Source organism: uncultured Christiangramia sp. (assembly GCF_913046405.1).
Taxonomy (GTDB): domain Bacteria; phylum Bacteroidota; class Bacteroidia; order Flavobacteriales; family Flavobacteriaceae; genus Christiangramia; species Christiangramia marina.
In genome coordinates this window covers 36,571-54,274 of sequence record NZ_CAJWRQ010000006.1, presented here as the reverse complement: position 1 = coordinate 54,274, position 17,704 = coordinate 36,571, and the positions used below count along the sequence as shown (strand labels likewise).

Genomic DNA, 17,704 nt, shown 5'->3' with positions numbered 1-17,704 from the left:
GGAATTTTGATTATTTCAAAGAGAAAGCAGGAGAGATAATCGTTCCATTGTATGACGGCAAACCTGCCAGCGGTCATTCTAATTCTCATGGTCCTGCTCAAAAAATACCTTTCAAAGACTATATAGATATCCTAGAGAATGGTCCTACAGATCTGCGGATGTTCTTCTTTAATTTACTTCAGAACTGCCCGGAACTTATTGAAGACTTTGAGTATCCGGAACTGGGAATCAAGTTTTTTAAGAAACTCCCGGTATTATTCGTTGGAGGAGAAGGTTCTAAGGTCGTTATGCATTACGATATGGATCTTGCAAATAATTTCCATTTCAATTTTGCAGGCAAAAAGCGTATTATCCTGTATCCACCAGATCAAACAGGTTTTTTATACAAGGTGCCCTATTCTATAGTAAGTATGGAAATCATTGATATTGATGATCCAGATCTACATAAATATCCTGCTTTAGCAAAAGCCCGAGGTTTTGAATGCATTTTAGAACACGGAGATGCTTTGTATATTCCCAGTCACTGGTGGCACTGGGTGAAATATGAAACTCCAAGTTTGTCACTCACGCTTAGATCGCTGCCCACTAAACCATCAGATCTGGGAGAGGTTATATCTAATCTTCTATTTATGCGGAATTATGATAATTTGATGCGTAAATTGAAGGGTCAGAAATGGGTAGACTATAAAAACCGCAAGGCAATTGAGCGTACACATCGCTATGCCGGTATTAAATGAAGGATGAATTTATGAGACTTGAGAACATACCGAAGGTTAAGACCATTTCCAAAGCAGATTTTGTGCGAGATTATGTTCGACCGCAAAAGCCAGTGGTGATCGAACGTTTAATCGAGGATTGGCCTGCTTACGAAAAATGGAATCTGCAGTATATAAGTGATGTTGCCGGGGACAAGGAAGTGCCATTGTATGATGATCGCCCAATTAGTTCAGAATTCAAATTCAACGAGCCGCATACTAAAATGAAAATGCGGGATTATGTAGATCTTTTAAAGTCAGAACCTACGAATTACCGAATATTTCTATATCATTTAATGAAGGAAGTTCCCGCGCTTCAAAAAGATTTCAATTTTCCGGATATGGGTCTGCGTTTTTTAAAGCAGTTACCTATGCTTTTTTTTGGCGGAGAGAACAGTAAGGTGTTTATGCATTATGACATAGACTATGCGAATATTCTCCATTTTCATTTCCACGGAAAAAAGCGTTGTATCTTATTTCCACCTTCTGAAAGTAAATATTTATATAAGGTGCCACACGCTTTGATAAGCCGCGAGGATATAGATTTTACAAATCCGGATTATGACAAATTTCCTGCGCTTAAGGAAGCCACAGGCTTCGTTACAGAACTTAAACACGGAGAGACTTTGTATATGCCTGAAGGTTACTGGCATCATATGACCTATCTTACTGCCGGTTTTTCCATGAGTTTACGGGCAACTCCAAGAACGCTTACAAACTTTTCCAAGGCTATATATAACCTTGTTTTTATGAGGCATTTTGATAATTATATGCGAAAATTACGCGGACAAAAATGGATCGATTACAAGAATGAGCAGGCAATAAGGAATACGCATAGCAAAAATAAGATCGACTAAAGTATTTCCTGGATAGAGTCAAAAACAAGGGAAGACTCATAACCTTTACGCATTAGATGATCTGCCAGCTTACCTTTTCTTTTGTATTCATTTGGTTCGTTGATCTTCTCAAGTTTCTTTTCAGCAAGTTCAAAAAGCGTTGTACGATAATCAGATTCTTTGATTTCGGTAAGTCCCATTTTAATGATAGGCGACGAAATTCCCCTTTTCTTCAATTCCTGAGTGATCTTAATACGGCCCCATTTTTTAATTCTGAATTTTCCTCTTACAAAGCTTCTGGCAAAACGTTCTTCGTTTAGAAAGCCTTCTTGCATGAGTTCTATGATGATCTTTTCCTTTGCGGCGTCGATCATATGCATTTCATTCAATTTGTCTTCTACTTCCTTCTGAGAGCGATCTCTGTAAGCGCAGAAATGCATCAACTTCTGTAAAGCTTCTTCTACACTATAAGATTTGAATTTATGCTTCATTTCGGGACAGGTATCTTTTCAATTGAAACGCCCAGTAAATGATAGTAATTAAAAACCAGATTGAAAATAGCGCAACTTCCGCAGGGATTAGATAATACGTATCACCTAAATTGAAGGTAATAATCTCCCCATAGAAGGCAAACCCCAGGATTAGGGTGACACTGCTTACAATAAGAGGAAATTTTCTCATGTTCCAAATATAGAATTTTGAACTCTAATTGCTAAAAATTAAAAGTTCAAACATAAAAAACCTTCCTGAATGGAAGGTTTTTAAATGCTTATCTGATTGTACTATTTAGCTTTTTTGTTCAGTCGGCCTTCTGCTAGTTTGTCGAGCTTCTCGTCGGCCTTATATTCTTCGTCGAGAGTTTTTTGTAGTTTTTTGGCAATACTATCGTAACCCAGTTCTTTGGCGTAGCGAACTACAGTTCCATATCCTGAGATCTCGTAATGTTCTACTCTTTGAGCATCTGCAATTAAACCGGCATCACGCACTTCTTTTTCAGCATCTGCTTTTAGAAATGCTTCAGCTTCAGCAATTAGTCCTTTCATGGCTTTGCAGGTTTCACCGGTTGGTTTAATTTCCAGTTCCTTGCAAACTTCTTCCAAGCGTTGCTGGTGTTCCCTGGTTTCTTCCAGGTGCGCTTCAAATGCTTTCTTCAGCTTAGCATCGGTAGCATTTTCAGCCATCTTAGGAAGAGCTTTTAATAATTGGGTTTCTGCACTGTAGAGATCCTTCAGTTGGTGTTCGAATAAATCTTTTAAATTTTTCATGATTAATTTTAAATGGTTAATAAGATAAAATTAAGCTGAAGAATAAATGGCTGTAGTTAAACCAATGCCAAAGAATTGTTGCTCAAATGCCAATTGGCAATTTCAGAATAGGGCATAAAAAAACGCCTTCCAATTGCTTGAAAGGCGTTCTTGTTATTGGATCACTTTCCCGTCATTATCGTGAAAGTGGTACTCTAAATACGTGTAAGCATCGCGAGGTAAAATTTTCACCCACCTTTTGTGGTCAACAAACCACTTGGAGCGGGGAGATGGAAAGCCTTTAGTTAAAAAGGCTGCAATAAAGGGATGTGCGCTAAGGGTGATCTTTTTATGATCTTTCTTGATAAGCTTTTCAAGATCGACTTTGATCTTATTCACCAAGCTAATTGGTGCTTCGATCTCGCCGTTTCCGTTTGGATTATCCTCACGGGTCTTGATATTCATTTCAGGCCTTACGCGTTGTCTGGTAATTTGTATCAATCCGAATTTACTCGGAGGTAGAATCTTGTGCTTAGCACGGTCATCACTCATTTCGTTACGCAGGTGATCGTAGAGTTTCTTTCTGTTTTCGGCTTTGTTCATGTCTATAAAGTCCACGACTATGATACCACCCATGTCACGCAAGCGTAACTGCCGGGCAATTTCTGTGGCACTTATCATGTTAACCTCTAACGCAGTGTCTTCCTGGTTTTTGGATTTATTGGAACGGTTACCGGAGTTTACGTCAACGACGTGCATAGCTTCAGTATGTTCAATTACCAGATAGGCGCCTTTACTCATAGATACGGTGCGCCCAAAGGAAGTTTTTATTTGTCTCTCGATACCGTGTTTTTCGAAAATGGGTTGATTGGATTGATGCAACTTTACGATTGATTCTTTTTCTGGAGCGATTTCGCTCACATAATCTTTGATTTGCGTATAAAGTGTTTCATCATCCACGCAAATGGAAGTAAACGAATCATTGAATATATCTCTTAACAATGAAGAGGCTCTGTTCAATTCTCCCAGTACTTTCGACGGGTGATGAGGTTTATACAATTTTTTACACATTCCTGTCCAGCGACCAACTAAATTCTGTAGGTCTCTGTCCAGTTCTGCTACTTTCTTGCCTTCAGCTACGGTTCTAACAATTACACCAAAACCTTTAGGTTTGATGCTTTTTACCAGTCTCTTTAAACGTTCCTTTTCTTCTTTGCTTTCAATTTTTTGAGAAACTGAAACCCTGTTTGAAAAAGGTACGAGAACGATATAACGCCCTGGCAGGGATAGCTCTGAGCTAATCCTGGGGCCTTTCGTGGAGATTGGTTCTTTAACTATTTGAACCAGTAGAGATTGATTGGATTTTAGGACATCGGCAATAGAGCCGTTTTTGTCTATATCCTTTTCAATAGAAAAATTCTTTAAAGAATAATCTTTTAGTTTACCTGTGCTTACACGTTTGATGAACTTTACCAGAGAAGAGATCTGAGGTCCCAGATCATGATAGTGTAAAAAACCATCTTTCTCATAGCCAACATTTACAAATGCGGCATTTAACCCAGGAACAGCTTTTCGAATCTTGGCAATATAAATATCTCCAACATTGAATTTGGTGCTGTCCTCCTCTTTGTTAAGTTCAATAAGTTTTCCATCTTTTAATAAGGCAAAATCTACAGCAGAAGGTTCGGACCGGATAATTAATTCTTTGTCCACACTTCCAGATTTTATATCCATACCTGTAATAATTACAGACATAGATGGATTAAACATTATTTTTTCACAGGTTTTGAATCCTGAAGAAACCTTTTTAGCAAAACTCGTTTGCTGAAGGTTTCAATTTCAAAGAACGATTGTAATTAAATGAAAAAAGTAGTTGTCACACTACTTTTTCTTGTGGCGATTAGCTCTTCTTCTCTTCTTACGCTTGTGCGTAGCCACCTTATGTCTTTTTCTTTTTTTACCACTTGGCATAGTGCAATGTCATTTAAATTAATACTTATTTCTTGGAAAGACCGGGTCGTCCGGTATTTCAATTTACTTTACCTCAACATTTGATTTAACTCCTTCTACAAAAATCTTTGCAGGTTTAAATGCAGGAATGTTGTGAGCAGGAATTTTAATGGTTGTGTTCTTAGAAATGTTTCTTCCAGTTTTTTCAGCTCTGGTCTTTACGACAAAACTTCCAAAACCACGAAGATACACGTTATCTCCACTTTCTAGCGATGTTTTAACCTCATCCATAAAAGATTCTATAGTAGCTTGTACGTCTGCCTTTTCCATTCCCAGTTTTTCTGAAATGTTTGCTACAATATCTGCTTTCGTCATTTTCGTGCTATTTAAATTTAATTATTGGGGTTCAATTTTTCAAGGGGGCAAATATAAGAATTAAATCTGCAATATTTCAAACCTAATTCACTAATAATAACGGAATAAACCTCTATTATTGCGGAGATTCATAATTTACTATGGTTTTTTCCAAAAGACTGAAGCAATGGTATTTGCAAAACAAACGCGACTTACCATGGAGATCTACTCAGGATCCCTATAAAATCTGGCTTAGCGAAATAATAATGCAACAAACACGGGTTGAACAGGGTTTGCCCTATTACCTGCGTTTTACTGAAGCATATCCTAATGTCCATGCCCTGGCCGATGCCCCGGAGCAGGAGGTGTTAAAACTATGGCAGGGATTGGGTTATTATTCGAGAGCTAGAAACCTGCATACTACAGCGATTAGGGTCTCTAAAGAACTGGAGGGGAATTTTCCAGATCATTATAAAGAACTTAAGACATTAAAAGGTGTTGGTGATTATACAGCCAGTGCTATCGCATCCTTTTGTTTCAACGAACCGGTTGCTGTCGTAGATGGGAATGTATACCGGGTTTTATCCAGAATTTTTGGAGTGGAAACTCCTATTAATAGTACACCAGGAATCAAAGAATTTAAAGCATTAGCGCAGGAGCTTATAGATTATAAGGATCCGGCTACTTTTAACCAGGCGATCATGGAATTTGGCGCCATTCAATGCAAGCCTCAAAATCCTTTGTGTGAGACCTGTCCTTTTAATGATGTATGTCTGGCTTTGAAGAATAATCAAATCAAGGAGCTGCCTGTAAAGCTTAAGAAAACAAAGATCAGGCATCGATACTTTAATTATTTGGTTCCTCACTTCAGGGGTGAGCAGACCATTCTTGAAGAACGAAAAGGAAAGGGAATCTGGTCCGGACTTTATCAATTTCCGCTTGTAGAGACGAATAAACCGGTTGGTGAAGCAGAGCTTATAGATACAGAGAATTTTCAGGAACTCGTAGGGGATCAAAATTTTGAGCTAGATATATATAATGAGAAGGAGGTTGTCCATAAACTATCTCATCAACATCTGCACACAACCTTCTGGACTGTGAATATTGATGCTGAAAGCCTCGAATCCATCACTTTCAATGACCTGAAGGATTATCCAGTACCGGTACTTATAGAAAATTTTTTAAATGAGTTCCTTCCGGAGGATTATAAATAGATGCTTGTTTATATCTTTGCTCGTTTTTGCCTTTATGGCGAAAAAAAATTAGTATTTTAGAATAAATTTAGTCTTACTAAGCCTTTGTTGGCTTCAAAATTATACTGAAATGACAGGTACATTGAACAAGGTAATGTTGATTGGGCATACAGGAGATGACGTGAAAATGCATTATTTTGAAGGTGGAGGATCGCTGGGGCGTTTTCCAATTGCTACGAACGAAAGCTACACCAACAAGACAACTGGTGAACGAGTAACTAATACTGAGTGGCACAACGTAGTTGTTAGGAATAAAGCTGCAGAGATCTGTGAAAAATACCTGAAAAAAGGAGACAAGGTTTATATCGAAGGTCGTTTAAAGACCCGTAAATGGCAGGATGATTCTGGAAGCGAGCGATATTCTACAGAAATCCATTGTACAGAATTCACTTTTCTCACTCCTAAAAATGAAAGTTCTGCAGAGCCATCTACTGGAAATCAGCAAATGAGTCAGAATAGACCTGCGCAGCAGCAACAACCGGCGACTCAAAGTCCCGGAAGTAGAAACAAACCTTATAACCAGACAGAAGAAGAGGACGATTTACCCTTCTAAGTTTAACTAAAATTTCAGCCTTTGGATTCGGAACCTCCCAGTTTGCTTTTGTTTCTAGCCTCAATGGGAATTACCCAGCTTATCAGCCTGATAACGTTATTCGTGCTATTATTATGTTCTGCGATGATCTCTGGAGCAGAAGTAGCATTCTTTTCACTTACCCCCGCGAATTTCATTACTGAAGATGGGAAGAGGTCAAAGACACAGAATATAGTCATCAGTCTGCTTGAAAAACCTAAAAAATTACTGGCTACGATTCTTGTGGCTAATAATTTTATCAATATTGCCATTGTTCTGCTATTCGATAGTCTTACCGATGATATCTTCGGAAGGATGAATACCACATATTTTGGCATTGATCTGCGATTTATACTTGAAGTAGGTCTGGTAACATTCCTGATTTTGTTATTTGGAGAGATCCTTCCGAAGGTATATGCGAGTAGAAATAAGGTGCAGTTTTCCAATTTTATGGCTTATCCTATTAATGTTCTGGATACGCTATTTTCGCCTTTAAGCACCCCAATGAGAGCCATAACGCTCTATTTTCATGATAAATTTGGGAAACAACGTTCTTTTATAAGCATTGATCATCTTTCCCAGGCGCTGGAACTTACCAGCGAAGAAGATACAACCCGGGAAGAACAGAAAATCCTGCAAGGTATCGTTAGCTTCGGAAATACAGATACTAAGCAGGTGATGCGTCCAAGAATGGACATTTTCGCCCTGAATGAAGAAAGTCCTTACGACGAAATAATTCCTGAGATCATTGAAAACGGTTATTCCAGGATTCCGGTCTTCCGAGAAAATGTAGATAATGTTATTGGGATTCTGTATATTAAAGATCTGTTGCCTTATTTAAATGACAAGAAATTCGTCTGGACGAGTTTGCTTCGTGAACCTTATTTTGTTCCTGAGAATAAAAAACTCGACGATCTCTTGAATGATTTCAAAAACAAGAAGAATCATCTTGCTATTGTTGTGGATGAGTACGGCGGAACCAGCGGACTTATTTCCCTGGAAGATATAATAGAAGAGATTGTTGGTGATATTAGTGATGAATTTGATGACGAAGACCTTATCTATTCTAAACTCGACGAAAATAACTTCGTCTTTGAAGGGAAAACTCCGCTTAAAGATTTCTACAAAATCACCAAAATCGAAGATCCTACGGTTTTCGAAGATCAAAAAGGAGAGGCAGATACTTTGGCTGGATTCTTACTTGAGATCTCCGGAGGTTTTCCAAAGAAAAATGACGACATCATATTCCTGAATTATACGTTCTCAATTGAAGTGATCGACGATAAAAGGATCAAGCAAATCAAGTTGAACATTGCTCCTGTATGAGAAAATTATTCTTTATAATAAGTCTCTTGTTTTTAGTTGGTTCCTGTCAGGACGAGGTACAACCAAAACCAAAAGCCTTCCTTGCGCTGGAGTATCCCGATGCACACTATGAACAGGTTAATATTGGTTGCCCGTACACATTTGAGAAAAACATTGACGCTCGAATTTCGCCTTCAAGAAATAAAATTCCGTGTTGGATCAACATTAATTATGATGCTATGAATGGGGTGATTTTTCTTACATATCAGCCTGTTCGAAATAATCTGGATTCTTTACTTACCGATGCCCAGAAACTACCATTACAACATACTGTAAAAGCAGATGCTATAGAAGGGGATGTGTACATGAACGACCTGCATAAAACCTACGGCATGTTATATGAGGTAGAAGGTAACGCCGCCTCCCAGGCGCAGTTTTACCTGACAGATAGTACAGATCATTTTATTACTGGTTCTGTGTACTTCGATAGTTTGCCGAATTATGATTCCATTGTTCCTGCGGCTAATTACCTCAAACAGGATATTAGACATTTAATGGAAAGTCTTCAGTGGAATTGATGTTTTATTGATACTTCACCGGTATATTTCTTAATTATTTAGCAAAAAAGGTCTTATTGTTAATGTAACCATAAATTCATTAATTATGAGGCAAATTTATTTGGTATCTCTCAGGTTAATTCTCTTTCTGCTTACCTCAACAATTATGTGTGCACAGGAAGTGCTGGAGGGTAAGACCATTAACGAAGCCACTGGTGAGGTGGTACCTTTCGTTAACGTGATCGAGAAAGGAACCACGAACGGGACCACGAGTGATTTTGATGGTAATTATAGTCTTAGCGTAGAATCTCTGCCTACTACTTTAGTTTTTTCCTACCTTGGATTTGAGACTCAGGAAATCAGGGTAACCTCCAATTCCCCTATGACTATTCAATTTGTTGAATCTTCAGCTACCCTCGACGAAGTGGTCGTTACAGGTTTGGCAACTTCAGTAAAACGTGCGAATGCGGCGAATGCTGTGTCATCCCTCTCTGCAAGTGAAATATCAGGTAGAACGCCCCCTCCCACTCTTGATGGTGCACTATATGGTAAATTCGCAGGAGCAACGGTAAGTGCAAATTCCGGAGCGCCAGGTGGTGGTCTGTCGGTAAAACTTCGTGGAGCGACCTCTATTCAGGGTAATACACAACCACTTTATATTATTGATGGTGTTTATATTGACAATAGTTCTATCGCAGCCGGGCTAAACGTAGTATCTGCAGCAGCTGCAGGTGGTAGTGCATCTAACCAGGATAACCCGTCAAACAGGATCGCAGATATCAACCCTGAAGATATTGCTAATATCGAAATACTTAAAGGTGCATCTGCCGCAGCCATCTATGGTTCCAGAGCCGCCGCCGGGGTGGTCATCATTACTACTAAAAAAGGTAAGGCAGGAGAAACTATTTTCAATTTCTCTCAGGCAACCGGATGGACAGAAGTAAACAATCTTTTAGGTCTTCGTGACTATAACGAGCAGCGTGTGCGCGATAGCTTTGGCGATGAAGCCGCGGCAAGTTTCCTGGAAGCTCAGCAGGAAGGCACACTTGTAGATTATGAAAAAGAAATCTTTGGAGAAAAAGGACTTATTAGTATCACGAACTTCAGTATGAGCGGAGGTAGTGAAAAGACTCGATTTTATACCGGGATTACTCATAATGATGAGGAAGGTATCGTTAAAGGGACAGGTTACAAGAAAACATCCCTGAGATTGAATCTTGACCATAAACCAACCGACTTCATTAAGCTTGGACTAAGTTCCAGTTATGCACATTCATCTGCGAATAGAGGTTTTTTTAATAATGATAACTCAGGAACTACGATTGGGGTGACGCTTACCGGAACTACACCGTGGCTTGAGCTATTCCCTAATGAAGATGGTGTTTATCCAGATAATCCTGCCGGAGCTTCCAATCCTTTACAAACCAGAGATCAGGTTCGAAATAATGAGACCGTGAACAGGTTCATTGTAGGTGGAACCGCTAATGTTGATCTTTATACTGCTGAAAGTTCTAATCTCGAGTTGATCCTTCGTGGAGGTCTTGATTTCTACGGACTCAAAACCAGAGCGATATTTCCAAAATCCTTACAATTTCAGAAGCCATCTAATGGTGGATTGAATGGAGTTGCGGTTCAGGGTGATACTCAAAACAAGAACTACAACTTATCAGCATTCCTGGTCCATAATTATTTCACCGGAAACGATCTCAACTTCCGTACTCAGGCTGGGGTGACCAGAGAGAATTTTGACAGGAATACGCAATTGATCTCTGCTACCGGTCTCGTTGCTTCTGAAACTAACGTAGATCAGGCAGCGAATACTGGTGTGAACCAAACGAGATTGCTGCAGGAAGATTCTGGTTTCTTTGTTCAGGAAGAGGTGAATTTTCAGGATAAAGTAATCGCAACGGTAGGTCTTAGAGGTGATAAATCGTCTAATAATGGTGATGCGAACGAGTTATATTATTATCCAAAAGCATCTGTAGCGGTAAATCTTAACGAATTCGGATTCTGGAATTAAAGCAGTCCGTGGAGTCAGTTTAAATTAAGAGCAGCATACGGTGAGGCTGGAAATTTCCCGCCGTTTGGAGCACTTTTCACTTCATATAATACCTTTTCTACAGATGGATTGCTTGGAATAAGTTTAATTGGAGTGCGTGGAGATCGTAATCTTGAATCTGAAAGACAGAAAGAACTTGAATTTGGTACAGATGTAAGCTTCTTTAAAAACAGGCTTAATTTCTCTGCTACCTATTATATCAAAACCATTGAAGATCTAATTCTTCAGGCCGCATTGGAACCTTCTTCAGGATTTACCAGTGAATTCGTAAATGCCGGGGAGTTACGAAACCGTGGTATAGAATTAACGCTTGATGCAGTTTCTGTGGCTACAGAAGATTTTACTTGGAATCTTGGGGTAAATTTCTATAAGAACACTTCAGAAATTACCAGGCTTGATGTAGATCCTTTTAATATTGGAGCTTTTGGAGCAACCCTGGGAACCTTCAGAATTGAAGAAGGTTCGAGCGCTACCCAAATCGTTGGGATTGGACCTAATCCTGGTGAAAATGGATTTCAGAAGTTTGGAGATGCCGAACCAGATTTTCAAATGGGTTTCAACTCTCAGCTAATTTATAAGAACTTCGATCTATCCTTTGTTTGGCAATGGAAAAACGGTGGAGAAAACGTGAATCTTACAACTTTGTTAACCGACCTTAATGGAACCAGTCACGATTATGATACTGTAGATCTCGATCCAGACGGTCAGGTTGGAAACGGACCTTACAGGGTGAGTCAGTTAGGATCATCTGCAGAGGTTTTTGTAGAAGATGCTTCATATTTAAGAATGCGTGAGCTTGGTTTATACTATAATATTCCTGCGGAAGTTTATGATGATTTCCTGAACGGCACTATAGATAATATCAAACTTGGATTCTCGGGAACCAACCTAATCAACATTTTTGATTATAACAGTTATGATCCTGAAGTGTCCAACTTTGGAGCAAACGGAATTTTTACCGGGGTTGATGTAACTCCATTCCCTTCTTCAAAGAGATTTCTTTTACACTTAGCAGTTAATTTTTAATACGTAGATGATGAAAAATACATTAACTAAAATATTCATACTCTTCTTTTTAATTAGCGGTTTACAGGCTTGCGATGTTGAAGAGTTTTCAGACCTAAATAACCCGGAAGTAGATGCTTTCCGTGACAATCTAACCAGAGGTGATCTTCAGGATCTGGTTGGCGGTGTGCTTTACAGTATGCGCGTAAGCCTCGGGACTTATTATGATGATCTTGGCGTGATAGGCCGTGAATACTGGAGATTTTCCAGTTCAGATCCACGATTTACTGCAGATCTTTTAGGAAAAGAAAACGCGGTGCTGGATAATAATACCTTTTATATTACCAATCCATGGGCGGCCAGGTACAGAACTGTGAAAAATGTGAACTTGATCCTTGAATTTATAGAAGTTCAGGACGTTTCAGCTCAATTTTCAGACTCAGAAATTAGCGTAACTAAAGGTTTTTTAAAGACTGTGAAAGCGCACGAACTGCTGCTTAATTTGAATCTTACTTATCAAAACGGTGTTCGAGTAGAGGCGAGTGATGAAAATAATCTGGGACCATTCTTAGGTTATGATGCAGCGCTTACTGCTATAAGAGTTTTGCTTGATGAGGCGGCGGGAGATCTACAGAATGGAGGCGATTCCTATCCATTTACGCTTACTTCTGGTTTTTCAGGTTTCAATACTCCTGGATCATTCTTAGAGGCAAATAAAGCGATTGCAGCGAGGGTAGCGGCATACCAGGAAGATTTTCCTGCGGTATTGGATTACCTAGAAGATAGTTTTCTCACCTTGGATGCTTCCATGCTTGATGAGGGTATTTACTACAACTTTAGTGCAGATCAAACTGATATCCTGAATCCATTGTTCTTTCCAGTCGAAGCGACAACAGCCGGAGCAAGGATCGTGCAGCCAGATTTCGTGAGTGATGCTGAGGATGGAGACGAGCGACTTAGTAAAGTTGCCCAGCGAAGTGAACCTTTAACCTTCGATTTTCTAACAGGAGATTACGCTGTTTTCAGATATACTTCCAATATAGATGCGATCCCGATCATAAGAAATGAGGAGCTAATACTTCTTTATGCGGAAGCAAATATTTATCAGAATCCTTCTGAAGCTGTAGAAGCTTTGAATCTAATAAGGAATTCAGCAGGACTGGATGATTATGGTGGTGATAGTTCTGAAGCTTCTCTTATTGATGAGATGCTTATGCAAAGAAGATATTCGTTGTTTGCTGAAGGTCATCGCTGGCTGGATGTGCGCAGGTATGATCGTTTGGATGAATTACCTACCGATAGGGAAGGGGATGATGTATTTGAGCAATTTCCAATTCCGCTTACAGAAAACCAGTAATATTGCTGATTTTAGATATAGACCATCCCGTACTGCGGGATGGTTTTTTTATGCTTTCATAAGATTTAAAAATTATCTTCGCCTGACTAAAATTTTCAGGTTTGAAAAACATCAAGTGGATCTATCTTATCATCCTTTTTATTGTTTGGGGTAGTTCCTTTATCCTTATCAAAAAAGCACTTGTAGGATTGAGTCCTTTGCAGGTTGGGTCTTTCAGAATCATCTTTGCAGCACTGTTTCTAATATTTATAGGTTTCCGAAGTTTGATGAAACTGAATGGGAAACAATGGAAATGGATCGTAATTTCAGGATCTCTGGGATCATTCTTTCCGGTATATTTTTTCGCTTTTGCTGAAACCGAAATCGATAGTGCCATCGCTTCTATATTAAATGCGACCACTCCATTATTAACGCTGCTTGTGGGCGCTGCATTCTTTCGAGCGGTAGTCACACAGAATAAGATTACCGGCGTGATCATTGGCCTTCTAGGAACCTTCGGACTCATCCTTAGCGGGGCGAGTATTAATCCAGATCAGAATTACTTTTATAGTCTGCTGGTGATTATAGCAACGGCATGTTACGCTGTTAACGTGAATATTCTCAAGACTAAGATGAGTGATATAAGTCCGCTTGGAATTACCGCAGGGAACTTTTTTGTGCTCTTGTTTCCAGCACTTTTGATCCTGTATTTTTCAGGATTTTTTGAACTGGAGCCTATTACTACTAAAGTTGAATTATCGCTTGTATACGTGGGAATCCTGGGTGTCATTGGAACCGGTGTGGCAATGATCATTTTCAATAAATTGATACAGATCTCAGATCCTGTATTTACTACTTCAGTTACTTATACTATTCCAGTTGTTGCTCTTGGCTGGGGAATGTTGGATGGAGAGGTCTTTAGTTTCTGGCAGTTAATTTCGGCATTAGTGATACTGCTGGGTGTATTCATTGTGAATCGCTCAAGAAATATTATCGGAAGAAGAAATAGCACCAAATAAAAAAAGCCCCGGAGACGGGGCTTTCATATTTTTCAGAAGAAATAATTATTCTACAGAGAAATCTGCATCTTCTACTCCTTCGTTCACCATAATTTCTGAAACTTTAAATTCAAAAGATTGTGGTCCCATACTTTGTGAGATAGTGAAAGGAAATTTTACTCCTTTTACTTCCTGGTAATCACCGTAACCAGTTGGAATGCTCATTGTCTGGCCTCCCTGGCTAACTGTTTTTACAGACTGTACTTTTAGTCCGCTATCTACAGCATAGTAATTCTTTGTAGTCTCATCTGCACTTACTACGTAAGCATCTTTACCGTCTACCTGCTCGATACCTTCGATCTTAGCTTCACCAACAGTTAATTCTGGAAAAGAATCAGCATCAGTTTTTGCAGCTTTGATCTGGTCTTCGTTGTATGGCATTTTCTGTCCCATCTGCATAACGAAACCTGTCTCACCGTTAAACACCTGCTTGCTTACAACCTGACCACCCATAGTTACTTCCTGGCTTAATTTTCCAGCAGCAGTTCTAGTCATGTCAAGTCCAAGTTCTCTACCCTGAACATTTGCACTAGCGATCATTTTTACAGTTTCGATACCTTCAACAGCCTCACGACCGCCAATAGCTTCAATATACTTGTTGTATACCTTATCAACGCTCATATCAGCATCAACTTGTTTTTGCTCTGGCTTTTCAGTTTTCTCACCAAATCTGTTATAATAATTGATCGGGTAAGTTTTACCTTTATAGGTCATCTTTTCAAGATTCTCCAATACATCGGCACCTTTACCGGCGATCACGATTCTTGAATTGTCTGCTAGGAAATACTTCTTTGCAACACGTTGAACGTCTGCTTTAGTAACCTTGTCGATTCTTTCAAGATACTCCTCGTAGAAATCATCGTTAAGATCTTCAGTTTCGATCTCCATCGCAAAATTTGCAATAGTTGAAGGCTGTTCTAATGAAAGAACAAAATCTCCAGTGATCTTAGCTTTGGCATTTGCCAGTTCCTGATCTGTTACCATTTCGTTTCTCATTTTGTAAACCTCGTCCAAAAATGCTACTACAGAGCTATCTGTAACTTCATTTCTTACACTTGCACTGGCTACAAAAGTTGAAGCATATTTATCATTCCCGGTGCTTGAGTAAGCTCCATAAGTATAACCTTTGTCTTCACGAAGATTAAGGAATAATCTTGCTTCACCACCACCACCAAGGATCTTGTTAGCTACAAGAACCGGGAAGTAATCATCATCCTTTTTCTTAAGGTTGATAGTATTTACAAGAGCGATTTCAGACTGTACAGCGTTTGGCATATCAACAAAGTTGATCTCTGTTTGCTTAACATTAGATACTGCAGGCATTTTAGCTTCCGGAGTCGCTTTACCTGTCCAAGAAGAAAAGTTCTTTTTTACAAGATCTTTTACTTCATCTTCATCTACATCTCCAACAACTACCAGGTAAGCGTTCTTTGGAGAGAACCATGTGTTATAGTATGACTTTACATCTTCCAGTTTTACTGCGTTTACAGTTTCTTCCGTAGAGAATTCACCATAAGGGTGATCTTTACCATAAGCTAGTGCAGAGCGAACTCTACGAGCGTTGTAAGAAACATCCTTTTCGCTGCTCTTAAGACCGTCGATAGTTCTTGCTTTAGACTTATCGAACTCTTCCTGAGTAAATTCTGCATTGATCATCCCGTCTGCCATTAAAGCAAGCACGTCGGGGAAGTATTTAGATAGTGTATTTGCATTCGCACCACCAGCGTAGAAATTTAAGCGTGCACCAAGAAAGTCAACTTTTTCGTTGAACTCATCCTTAGACATGTTTTTAGTTCCGGTTCCAATCAGGTCACCGGCAATTCCGGAAACACCTGCTTTAGCACCTTCAGCGTGCGGAGCGTTGTCAAATCTTAGAGACATGGCAACTCGTGGCAATTTGTTGTTTTCCACGATCATTACCTGCATTCCATTATCAAGCTTGAAAGTTTCAGGTTCGTCCACATTTACTTTTGGAGCAGGACCCGGTTCGGGCATCTGGCTACGGTCGATCTGAGCTGAAACTCCAACTGTTAGCGTTGCAAACGCTGCCAGAGTTAGTATATTTTTTCTCATTGTTTTCAATTTTTTAATTATTATTCCGGCTGTTCGCTGGCTGGTAAATACTCAAGCACTACTCTTTGGTTAGGCTTTAAGTATTCTGAAGCAACTCTTTTGATGTCTTCTCTGGTGATATTTCTGTAAATATCGATTTGATCGTTGATAAGATCAGTATCTCCATAAAGAAGGTAGTTTCTTGCAAGAGAGTTTGCAATACCAGAGATACTGGAATTTGAGTTTACGTAGTTATTCTCTGCTTTGTTCTGCAGCTTCTGAAAATCTTTTTCAGTAATAAGCTCACTTCTTAATTTAGCGATCTCTTCCTCGATCTCAGTATTTAAAGTCTCCAGTTCTGTTTCTCCCTGAGGAATACTAAAGATAAGGTACATCCCGTAATCTTCCTGTTCCAGGTTGAAAGCTCCAACTTGAAGTGCCTGCTTCTGCTCATCTACCAATTTCTTGTATAATTTAGAGCTGTTACCATCACTTAAGTAATCAGATATCATATTTAAAACGTAAGAATCCTTTTCAGTAAAAGCCGGAGTTCTGTATCCAATTACTGAAGCCGGGATCTGGATGTTTGAGTCATAAGACTTCGCATTGATTTGCTCGGTAATTGGCTCTTCTTTCGGGAAATCTCTGGTAACTTCATCTCCTGAAGGGATAGGGCCGAAGTAATCTTTGATCATCTTCTTGGTTTCATCGATCTTAATATCACCTGCTACAACCAATACTGCGTTGTTAGGTACATAATATTTATCGAAGTAAGCTTTGAACTCATCTAAAGTAGCTGCATCAAGATCTTCCATATAGCCAATGTTCGGATCCTTGTAAGGATGATTTTCGAACATATTCTCCTGCATAGCTGGTAATAAGTTACCATAAGGAGAGTTATCCATACGTAGTCTTCTTTCTTCTTTTACCACTTCATTCTGAGTGTCCACACCTTTTTGTTTGATAATTGGGTGTAGCATTCTTTCAGATTCCATCCACAATCCTAATTCAAGGTTGTTTGAAGGGAATACTTCGTAGTAATAGGTTCTGTCCTGGCTGGTATTAGCATTGTTGCTACCACCATTTGAACTAACGATTTCGAACCACTTTCCATTTGGAATGTTCTCGGTTCCTTCAAATAACAGGTGCTCAAAAAAGTGAGCCATCCCGGTTCTTCCGTCTTCACGGTCTTTTCCACCAACGTGGTACATCACAGATGTGGTTACAACAGGAGCGGAGTTATCCTTGTGTAGGATCACATGCAGCCCATTGTCTAAATCATACTCAGTAAATTCTACTTCCTGAGCAAATCCTACGATTCCAATCAAGAAAAAGCAGAATAACAGTCCTAGTTTGTTAATCATTTTTT

17 protein-coding genes and 1 pseudogene are annotated in these 17,704 nt (G+C 39.3%); 10 read left to right on the top strand and 8 right to left on the bottom strand.

Annotated features, from left to right (window positions below):
* The coding region (locus QZ620_RS01650; RefSeq protein ID WP_295178393.1) for a cupin-like domain-containing protein at nt 1–737 on the top strand (737 nt) is incomplete at its 5' end.
* Nucleotides 734–1,612, top strand: a complete 879-nt coding sequence (locus QZ620_RS01645; RefSeq protein ID WP_295178391.1) for a cupin-like domain-containing protein — start codon at nt 734–736, stop codon at nt 1,610–1,612. The genes QZ620_RS01650 and QZ620_RS01645, both read left to right, overlap by 4 nt.
* On the opposite strand, the gene QZ620_RS01640 is transcribed toward QZ620_RS01645, so the two are convergent.
* The 5 genes from QZ620_RS01640 to QZ620_RS01620 all read right to left on the bottom strand — a co-directional run bounded on the left by QZ620_RS01640 (nt 1,609) and on the right by QZ620_RS01620 (nt 5,160).
* Nucleotides 1,609–2,082: a regulatory protein RecX gene (locus QZ620_RS01640; RefSeq protein WP_295178388.1), complete on the bottom strand. Its 474-nt coding sequence runs from the start codon at nt 2,080–2,082 to the stop codon at nt 1,609–1,611. The genes QZ620_RS01645 and QZ620_RS01640 overlap by 4 nt on opposite strands.
* The gene (locus QZ620_RS01635) at nt 2,072–2,272 is read right to left on the bottom strand and encodes a hypothetical protein (protein ID WP_295178386.1); all 201 of its coding nucleotides are present in this window, start codon (nt 2,270–2,272) and stop codon (nt 2,072–2,074) included. The genes QZ620_RS01640 and QZ620_RS01635 overlap by 11 nt, the downstream gene beginning before the upstream one ends.
* Before the next feature lie 101 nt (nt 2,273–2,373).
* Nucleotides 2,374–2,856 (bottom strand): ferritin-like domain-containing protein, encoded by a 483-nt coding sequence (locus QZ620_RS01630; protein ID WP_295178384.1) that lies wholly within the window; start codon nt 2,854–2,856, stop codon nt 2,374–2,376.
* 153 nt (nt 2,857–3,009) lie between these two features.
* Complete coding sequence (locus tag QZ620_RS01625) at nt 3,010–4,548, bottom strand: Rne/Rng family ribonuclease (protein ID WP_141879263.1); 1,539 nt, start codon at nt 4,546–4,548, stop codon at nt 3,010–3,012.
* A gap of 321 nt (nt 4,549–4,869) precedes the next feature.
* Entirely contained in the window at nt 4,870–5,160 is a 291-nt protein-coding gene (locus QZ620_RS01620) for an HU family DNA-binding protein (RefSeq protein WP_026913962.1), read from the bottom strand.
* A gap of 140 nt (nt 5,161–5,300) precedes the next feature.
* On the opposite strand from QZ620_RS01620, the gene mutY reads away from it, so the two are divergent.
* The 6 genes and pseudogenes from mutY to QZ620_RS01590 form a co-directional block, all read left to right on the top strand.
* Nucleotides 5,301–6,353 (top strand): A/G-specific adenine glycosylase, encoded by a 1,053-nt coding sequence (gene mutY, locus QZ620_RS01615; RefSeq protein ID WP_295178379.1) that lies wholly within the window; start codon nt 5,301–5,303, stop codon nt 6,351–6,353.
* A gap of 109 nt (nt 6,354–6,462) precedes the next feature.
* Entirely contained in the window at nt 6,463–6,945 is a 483-nt protein-coding gene (gene ssb / locus QZ620_RS01610) for a single-stranded DNA-binding protein (protein WP_295178376.1), read from the top strand.
* A 21-nt stretch (nt 6,946–6,966) separates the two neighbouring features.
* Complete coding sequence (locus QZ620_RS01605) at nt 6,967–8,289, top strand: gliding motility-associated protein GldE (protein WP_295178375.1); 1,323 nt, start codon at nt 6,967–6,969, stop codon at nt 8,287–8,289.
* Nucleotides 8,286–8,846, top strand: coding sequence for a gliding motility lipoprotein GldD (gldD, locus tag QZ620_RS01600; RefSeq protein ID WP_295178372.1), 561 nt, complete (start codon nt 8,286–8,288; stop codon nt 8,844–8,846). The genes QZ620_RS01605 and gldD overlap by 4 nt, the downstream gene beginning before the upstream one ends.
* Before the next feature lie 85 nt (nt 8,847–8,931).
* A complete protein-coding gene (locus QZ620_RS01595) occupies nt 8,932–10,845 on the top strand; it encodes a carboxypeptidase-like regulatory domain-containing protein (protein WP_295178369.1) in 1,914 nt (637 codons plus the stop codon).
* A 27-nt stretch (nt 10,846–10,872) separates the two neighbouring features.
* A pseudogene (locus QZ620_RS01590) lies at nt 10,873–11,910 on the top strand (TonB-dependent receptor); the annotation flags it as partial.
* A gap of 754 nt (nt 11,911–12,664) precedes the next feature.
* On the opposite strand, the gene QZ620_RS13825 reads toward QZ620_RS01590, so the two are convergent.
* Complete coding sequence (locus QZ620_RS13825; protein ID WP_366935411.1) at nt 12,665–12,805, bottom strand: hypothetical protein; 141 nt, start codon at nt 12,803–12,805, stop codon at nt 12,665–12,667.
* On the opposite strand from QZ620_RS13825, the gene QZ620_RS13820 reads away from it, so the two are divergent.
* Nucleotides 12,800–13,246: a RagB/SusD family nutrient uptake outer membrane protein gene (locus tag QZ620_RS13820; protein ID WP_366935410.1), complete on the top strand. Its 447-nt coding sequence runs from the start codon at nt 12,800–12,802 to the stop codon at nt 13,244–13,246. The genes QZ620_RS13825 and QZ620_RS13820 overlap by 6 nt on opposite strands.
* Nucleotides 13,247–13,347: 101 nt before the next feature.
* Nucleotides 13,348–14,244 (top strand): DMT family transporter, encoded by an 897-nt coding sequence (locus tag QZ620_RS01580; protein WP_295178364.1) that lies wholly within the window; start codon nt 13,348–13,350, stop codon nt 14,242–14,244.
* Between the two features lie 45 nt (nt 14,245–14,289).
* Here the strand turns inward: QZ620_RS01580 and QZ620_RS01575 are convergent, their stop codons facing one another.
* Together QZ620_RS01575 and QZ620_RS01570 are read right to left on the bottom strand one after the other, a co-directional pair.
* Nucleotides 14,290–16,356, bottom strand: a complete 2,067-nt coding sequence (locus QZ620_RS01575; protein ID WP_295178362.1) for a pitrilysin family protein — start codon at nt 16,354–16,356, stop codon at nt 14,290–14,292.
* 20 nt (nt 16,357–16,376) lie between these two features.
* On the bottom strand, nt 16,377–17,699 hold the full coding sequence (locus tag QZ620_RS01570) for a pitrilysin family protein (RefSeq protein WP_295178360.1): 1,323 nt from the start codon (nt 17,697–17,699) through the stop codon (nt 16,377–16,379).
* Between the last annotated feature and the right edge of the window lie 5 nt (nt 17,700–17,704).